Annotated in this window: 4 protein-coding genes; all 4 read right to left on the reverse strand. The window is 63.8% G+C overall.

The features are described 5' to 3' along the window. Positions 1-80: 80 nt before the first annotated feature. Positions 81-968 (reverse strand): acetylglutamate kinase, encoded by an 888-nt coding sequence (gene argB, locus SE92_RS26190; RefSeq protein ID WP_063199878.1) that lies wholly within the window; start codon positions 966-968, stop codon positions 81-83. A 204-nt stretch (positions 969-1,172) separates the two neighbouring features. Further along, a complete protein-coding gene (locus tag SE92_RS26195) occupies positions 1,173-1,538 on the reverse strand; it encodes a DUF423 domain-containing protein (protein WP_063199882.1) in 366 nt (121 codons plus the stop codon). Then, the gene (gene yihA / locus SE92_RS26200) at positions 1,538-2,191 is read right to left on the reverse strand and encodes a ribosome biogenesis GTP-binding protein YihA/YsxC (RefSeq protein WP_063199885.1); all 654 of its coding nucleotides are present in this window, start codon (positions 2,189-2,191) and stop codon (positions 1,538-1,540) included. The genes SE92_RS26195 and yihA overlap by 1 nt, the downstream gene beginning before the upstream one ends. Positions 2,192-2,322: 131 nt before the next feature. Further along, a partial coding sequence (gene yidC / locus SE92_RS26205; RefSeq protein ID WP_063199888.1) for a membrane protein insertase YidC occupies positions 2,323-3,876 on the reverse strand: 1,554 nt, incomplete at its 5' end.

Here is a 3,876-nt window from a genome sequence, read left to right on the forward strand (position 1 = left end):
GCCGCGCCGATGCGGCTTCGGCCGCGCAGGCGGGACAAGCCCGGGCATGACGACCTTCTTCCGCTGCTCGCGTTCCCGCATCACTTGTGGATCAGCGTTCCCGTGCCTGTGTTGGTAAAGAGCTCGAGCAGCACCGCATGCTGCATCTTGCCGTCGATGATGACGACGCCCTCGACGCCCTGCTCGAGCGCATAGATGCAGGTCTCGACCTTCGGGATCATGCCGCCGGAAATGGTGCCGTCGGCGATCAGTTTGCGCGCGTCCTTCACCGAGAGCTGCGGGATCAGCTTCTTCGACTTGTCGAGCACGCCCGGCACGTCGGTGAGCAGCAGCAGGCGCTTGGCTTTGAGCGCGCCGGCCACGGCTCCTGCAAAGGTGTCGGCATTGACGTTCAGTGTCTGGCCTTCCTTGGAGGTCGCGAGCGGTGCCAGCACCGGGATCAGCTCATAGCCGATCAGCTGGTTGAGCAGGGTGAGGTCGACCTTCTCGGGGTCGCCGACGAAGCCGAGATCGACCGCTTTCTCGATATGCGAGTCCGGATCGATGATGGTGCGCGTCGTCTTCGTCGCCTTCACCATGTTGGCGTCTTTGCCGGAGAGCCCGACGGCCTTGCCGCCGGCCTCGTTGATGTAGCCGACGATCTGCTTGTTGACGGAGCCGGCCAGCACCATCTCGACGATCTCGATGGTCGCGGCATCGGTGATGCGCAGGCCGGCCGCGAACTCCGATTGAATGCCGAGGCGCTTGAGCATGGTCGCGATCTGCGGCCCGCCGCCATGCACCACTACGGGATTGATTGCAGTCTGCTCCAGCAGCACGATGTCGCGGGCGAAGTTCTTCGCAGTCTCCTCGTCGCCCATGGCATGGCCGCCATATTTGATGACGATGGTTTCCTCGTCGTACTGCTGCATGTGCGGCAACGCTTCGGACAGGATGCGGGCCTGGTCGAGCGGAGAGATGTCGGTCATGTCGCGGTCTCGCTGGCGGGACGGTCGGTGCGCGTTCTATCCGATTGGCGGGCGGGGCGCAAAGTGTGGCTGGCATGCGATCTCGTGTCCCGGACGCGGTGCGGCGCGTAGTGCTGCGCTGCTGAGCCGGGACCCAGAAAGCAGTATGGGCCCCGGCTCAGCAGCGCACCGCTAAGGCGCTGCGCTGCGTCCGGGGCACGAGACTTATTTCCTTGCCACCACCACGGCCAGCGTCACCGCCAGCCAGCTCAAAATCATCACCGATCCACCCGTCGGCGCCGCATATGGAAACAGCGAATGGCCGGCATATTGCCGCAAGGTGAGGTCGCCCGCGAACAGTGCGGCGCCGGCTGCGAAGCCGAACGCGGCGGTGAGGCCAATTCCGCCGTGCAGAAGGCCGCGCGCGAGCAATCCGATCACCGCGAGTATGGCAGTTGCATGAAACAGCAGCATGGCGCTCGCCGTGGCGAGCCGGCTTGCATCGCCGCCATGCGCGGAGGCGGCGGCCAGCGCGACGCCGGCGGCGCCCATCAAACCGGCAAGCCCAATGAGGAGGCGATGGGCCAGCATTACTTGCTCCGCTCTTCCAGGAGCTTCGCCATGGCGGCGCGCAGGCCCTCCATGCCGGTCGAGCTGCGCGACGAGGTCGCGAGCACGTTCGGGAACGCGGCGGGATGCTTGGCCAGCGCGGCTTCGGTCTCGGCGATGCGCGATTGCAGCTCGGCGGCCTTCACCTGATCGGCCTTGGTCAGCACGATCTGGTAGCTGACCGCGGAGCGGTCCAGCGTCTTGAGCACCTCGAGATCGACATCCTTGAGACCGTGCCGCGCGTCGATCAGCACGTAGACGCGCGCGAGCGAGGCGCGGCCCAGCAGGAATTTGTGGATCAGCTCGGTCCAGGATGCGACCTGGCTCTTGGGCGCCTTGGCATAGCCGTAACCGGGCATGTCGACCAGGCGCAAATCGGTTTTCCCGGGGACCTCGAAGAAGATCAGCTCCTGGGTGCGGCCCGGCGTGTGCGAGGTGCGCGCCAGCGCGTTGCGCCCGGTGAGCGCGTTGATCAGGCTCGACTTGCCGACATTGGAGCGGCCGGCAAAGGCGATCTCCAGCCCCGCCATCGGCGGCAGCGTCACAATCGAGGGCGAGGCCCAGATGAACTGCCAGTCGCGCGCGAACAGCTTGCGCCCGGCCTCGATCAGCTTCGCATCTTTGTCGTCGGTCATGCGAAGGCTCTATCCTTTCGGGCTCGTCCCGGCCATCCACGTCTTGTAACTGGGCCCCCTCCAAAACGTGGATGCCCGGGACGAGCCCGGGCATGACGATATGGAGGCATTTGCGCCCGCAATGACGATGCCTACGTCGCCTTCTTCGCGAACGTCGCCTTGAGATTGTCGAACAGCTCCACCTTCACGCCGTTGCGACGCATGATGTAGCTCTGCTGGATCACGGAGAGCAGATTGTTCCAGGCCCAGTAGATCACGAGGCCCGCCGGGAAGCCCGCCAGCATGAAGGTGAAGATCAGCGGCATCCAGTTGAAGATGATCTGCTGCGTTGGATCCGGCGGCGTCGGGTTCAGCTTCATCTGGAACCACATCGTGATGCCCATGATGATCGGCCAGATGCCGAGCGCGAGATAGTGGCCGAACACCGGAATCGTGGTCGGGTCGAACGGGATCAGGCCGAACAGGTTGAACAAATTGGTCGGATCCGGCGCCGAGAGGTCCTTGATCCAGCCGTAGAACGGCGCGTGCCGCATTTCGATGGTGACGAACAGCACCTTGTACAGCGAGAAGAACACGGGGATCTGGATCACCACGGGAAGACAGCCGGCGACCGGATTGATCTTCTCCTTGCGGTAGATCTCCATCATCTCCTGCTGCTGCTTCACCTTGTCGTCGGGATAGCGTTCCTTCAGTGCCTGCAGCTGCGGCTGGACCGACTTCATCTTCGCCATCGAGGCGTAGGACTTGTTCGCCAGCGGGAAGAACAACAGCTTCACGATCACGGTCACGAGCAGGATCGAGATGCCGAAATTGCCGAAGAAGCGGAAGAAGAAGTCGAGGCCGATGAACATCGGCTTGGTGATGAAGTAGAACCAGCCCCAGTCGATCAAGAGATCGAAATGGTTCAGCCCCAGCTCCTTGTTGTAGCCGCCGTGGCCGGCCAGCGGGAAATTGAGGCCGACGACGCCGGCTTCCTTGGCGCCCGCGAACAACCGCGCATTCGCCGTCGCGGTGCCGCCGATCGCGACGGTGACGGGGTCGAGCAGATAATCGGTCTGGTAGGTGTGGACGTTACCTGATGGGTTCGACGAGAAGCGCGCCTGAAGCGGCGCGCTGGTGTCCGGCAGCAGCGCCGAGGCCCAGTATTTGTCGGTCATGCCGAGCCAGCCATTGGTGGCCTTGAAATTCACCGACTTGGCTTCGTCGATCTTCTTGTAGGCATATTCCTGCAGGCCATCGAGATAGCCAATCAGGCCTTCATGCAGGATGTAGTAGCCGGAGACCTGCGGCGCACCGTGGCGCGAGATCAGCGCGAACGGATAGAGCGTGACGGGCGCGTTGCCGACATTGCTCACCTCATCCTTGACCGTGAAGAGATAATGGTCGTCGACCGAGACGGTCCGGCGGAAGGTGAGGCCCTCGCCATTGTCCCACTTCAGCACCACGGGCGTCGTCGGCGTCAGGCTGCCGCTGCCGTCCTGCTGCCAGACGGTCTGTGCGTCCGGCAGCTTCGCGGTCACGCCCGTCGCCGGCACCCAGCCGAACTCGGCGTAATAGGGCTCGGCGGTGCCTGAGGGCGAATAGAGGATGATCGGCGGCGATTTCGGGTCGACCGTTTCGCGGAATTGCACCAGCGCGATGTCGTCGATGCGGCCGCCCTTGAGCGAGATGCTGCCGACGATGCG

Origin of the sequence: Bradyrhizobium sp. AT1 (assembly GCF_001590795.1) — a bacterium.
GTDB lineage: Bacteria > Pseudomonadota > Alphaproteobacteria > Rhizobiales > Xanthobacteraceae > Bradyrhizobium.